The sequence below is a fragment of the Neobacillus drentensis genome (assembly GCF_036962765.1).
GTDB classification, from domain to species: Bacteria; Bacillota; Bacilli; order Bacillales; family Cytobacillaceae; genus Neobacillus; species Neobacillus drentensis_C.
The window spans coordinates 1-3,541 of record NZ_JBALOS010000326.1; the positions used below are offsets into that span (position 1 = coordinate 1).

The window sequence follows — 3,541 nt, forward strand, 5'->3', positions numbered from 1 at the left end:
GATTCATCACTCGGTAATCTAACCCAACCTGTGCAAGAAGGTGTTTCTCCTCGTTAAAAGCTAAGAATCTAAAATGAGGCACTTGTTTAAAATAAATCCTATTATTTAGATACATATCCTGAAAACTCTCAGTCAATAACTCTTGAATATTTTCAGTCTGTTCATTATCAATTTCGCACTCTATAACCTTTTTTATCTTCAAATTCTCTTCCTTCTTTATCATAGATAAAAAAATCTCCTTCTTTTAGTAAACTACAATTATTTTTCCAATCCACATTACACAGTTAAAAAATTAAGTCCCACACAAATTTTTTCTTAATCATTTCACTTAACATTTTGATAAATGGAAATCCCTTATTCAACAAACCTGCTTCGTTAGTGGAACAAGCAAAAAAGCCGCCGAAGCAGCTCTAAGAGGGTCATTTCTTCTTCCTTCTCTATGGGCTATCTTACATTTTTAATAATAATTTATCGAAGAAAATTCTCTATGATGGAGATTTGTTCTTCTGTATTTAAAGCTGGTGCATGTCCTAGTTTTGGAATCGATACCATTTGACAGTTTGGTTTTTGCTGCATTTTTACCGCCACATCTAGGGGCAATACGTCTGATATCTCCCCTCGAATGAGTAATATTTTAGATTGAATGGCTTCCCACTGGTTCCATAAGTTTAAATCCTCGGTGTGCTGAAATTGTATAGCAATGTTCGGGTCATAATTAGGACTGATTCCACCATCATCTCTTCGTCTGCAAGAATATTGGGTAAAATCACTCCATTCCTGTTCGTTAGAAAGACCAAATGTGGCATAAATAGTCTTATAATAATTCTTTAGTTCGGTAAAGGTTTTGAATTGTGGAGGAGTTCCAACATAACTTATTATTCGTTTTATGCCTTCAATATCTTGAACAGTATTGTCAGAAGCACCTGCACCAATGTCATTTAAAATTAAGTGGGTAATACGATTTTGGTGAAGAGGCGTTCCAGCAATACGAATCCCAATAGCTCCTCCCATCGAGGTTCCTACCCAACGGACTTGGTCTATTCCTAAATGGTCTAATAATCCAATAGCTAAATTACTGTAATTTTCAAAACAATAATCCTTTTCAGGGAAAGAACTCCATTGGCTCCATCCTCTTCCAATCGTATCCGGACAAAGGATATGAAAATCTTGAGCTAAATGGCGAGCCAAAATATCAAAGTCCCTCCCGTTCCGAGTTAAGCCGTGCCAACAAACCACAGCTGGTTTCTGCGGATCACCCCATTGGGTAAAATGAACTTCCATTCCATTAATGGTTTCATATCTAGATTTAGGTGATAACAAACTTCATCCTCCTTCATTTATAATATTCTGTTAATTAGTTATTCGCTATACGTGAAGATATCCCTTCATAAAATAGTGGCACCGCCTCTTTTAAAATAAAATCCTTCAGCATCGGATGAACAGTTTCTCAAGTAGAACGAGTTCATTGTTTTTATCTTCTTCAAACAATTAAGCTTTCATCTATGGACGTAACACTGCGTTATGAATATTTTACGGCATTTATTGACAAAACAATATAAGAGGTCTAATTCCCGTGAAGGAGTGGATAGTATATGCCACATTGGCACCCGCGTCGAACGCAAATCGAGCAAAGGATGTTGCCTGACGAATTTTCTTTAAATCCCTTATTCGCCCGCAAAGGAGAAGAGGCGGTTCCGCGTTTTCGTATGCGTGATCAAGGCATGTTACCTGAAACCGCGTATCAAATTGTTCACGATGAAATCGCACTAGATGGGAATGCCCGTCTCAATCTTGCAACATTCGTTACCACCTGGATGGAGCCAGCCGCAGAACGTTTATATGCCGAATCAGTCGACAAGAACATGATTGATAAGGACGAATACCCGCAGACGGCGGCGATAGAGGAACGCTGTGTTCGAATTATAGCCGATCTCTGGAATTCGCCCGACCCTCATAATACGATGGGTGTTTCAACAACGGGATCGTCGGAAGCGTGTATGCTCGGGGGACTTGCGTTAAAGCGCCGCTGGCAAAACGCGCGCAAAAAACAAGGGAAACCAATTGACCGGCCAAATATCGTATTTAGTTCCGCAGTTCAGGTCGTTTGGGAAAAATTCGCGAACTATTGGGACGTCGAACCGCGTTATGTGAACATTTCTCCAGATCATCCTTATTTGGATCCCGGGGGAGTACTCACTGTCGTAGACGAAAATACAATCGCTGTGGTGCCGATTCTTGGGGAGACCTATACCGGTCTTTACGAACCGGTCGCCGCAATTGCGAAAGCCTTGGACGAGCTTCAGGCCAGAACGGGTCTCGATATTCCGATACATGTAGACGCTGCTTCAGGAGGATTTATAGCACCGTTCCTTCAACCTGACTTAGTCTGGGATTTTCGGTTGGCTAGGGTGAAATCCATCAATGTTTCCGGACATAAATATGGATTAGTTTACCCGGGTCTTGGATGGATAATTTGGCGTGAGGCTGAAGATCTCCCTGAGGATCTCATCTTTCGAGTGTCTTATTTAGGCGGGAACATGCCGACGGTTGCCCTGAATTTCTCTAGACCTGGCGCACAAGTACTCCTGCAATACTATAACTTTCTGCGTTTAGGCAAAGACGGATACTATGAGGTGCAAAAGGCTTCTCAAGCAGTGGCGCACTTACTAAGCAAGGCGATTCTTGACATGGGACCTTTTGAATTAATTACAGACGGCTCGGATATTCCGGTATTTGCATGGCGATTGAAAGAAGGATACACATCAAAGTGGAATCTTTATGACTTGTCTCGACAATTGCGCATATTCGGCTGGCAAGTGCCTGCATATCCTTTACCCCCAGACATGGAAGAAGTAACGATTATGCGTATTGTGGTTCGAAATGGATTTTCTATGGACATGGCTCACCTGTTCTTGATGAACCTCAAACAAGCCGTCTCATATCTGGATTCCTTGGATGGGCCAATACCGCATGACACAAAGCACGACAACGGTTTTCACCATTGATCTCGAAATATATACAGTCTCTGAATCAACAGATGCCCATATTTGTGAGTATTTTTCTTTTTGGGAATTTTGTTGACTAATAATATGTTCAATTTTAAAGACTAAAGAGGAATCTGCAATTGACATAAAACCTGCTATTTGTATAAAAATTTGTGCTTTCAAACCTATTAAGCAGGAGCTTGAAAGCACAATTTTATTGATTTTATCTGGCAGAGCATGAGTAATTTCATGTGCTAATTCTCCGCCAAACGAATATCCAAGTAAGTCTACTTTTTCAAAACTCATCAGCAGTCTGACTATCACTTCTCCCACATCCACGTTGTTCAAAATAAACAATAGTTCTTTCCATCGAGAGTAAATCTCGTTCTCTAAACTACTAATTATTTCAATGACAATATTACTCCTTCGAATTAAAGTAATGCACACCAAAATGGGATATGATATTCTTGTAATGATTACAAAGTTTTATTTATCGTTACCAATTCTAAGATGAATTTAGAGGAATAAAATGACAAAAGCAAATTGGAACGTTAACC

Annotated in this window: 2 protein-coding genes and 1 pseudogene; 1 reads left to right on the forward strand and 2 read right to left on the reverse strand. The window is 39.9% G+C overall.

The window, feature by feature from the left end; translation table 11 throughout:
• Both V7137_RS28435 and V7137_RS28440 read right to left on the reverse strand, forming a co-directional pair.
• Positions 1-223: pseudogene (locus tag V7137_RS28435) on the reverse strand (GNAT family N-acetyltransferase); the annotation flags it as partial.
• Between the two features lie 245 nt (positions 224-468).
• Positions 469-1,320, reverse strand: a complete 852-nt coding sequence (locus V7137_RS28440; RefSeq protein ID WP_335701168.1) for an alpha/beta fold hydrolase — start codon at positions 1,318-1,320, stop codon at positions 469-471.
• A 272-nt stretch (positions 1,321-1,592) separates the two neighbouring features.
• Between V7137_RS28440 and V7137_RS28445 the strand changes: the two genes are divergently transcribed.
• Positions 1,593-3,005: a glutamate decarboxylase gene (locus tag V7137_RS28445; RefSeq protein WP_335701169.1), complete on the forward strand. Its 1,413-nt coding sequence runs from the start codon at positions 1,593-1,595 to the stop codon at positions 3,003-3,005.
• The last annotated feature ends 536 nt before the right edge of the window (positions 3,006-3,541 follow it).

Excerpts from the sequence above, each read along its gene's own strand:
- V7137_RS28445 (WP_335701169.1), top strand. The coding sequence starts at position 1,593 with ATGCCACATTGGCACCCGCGTCGAACGCAAATCGAGCAAAGGATGTTG.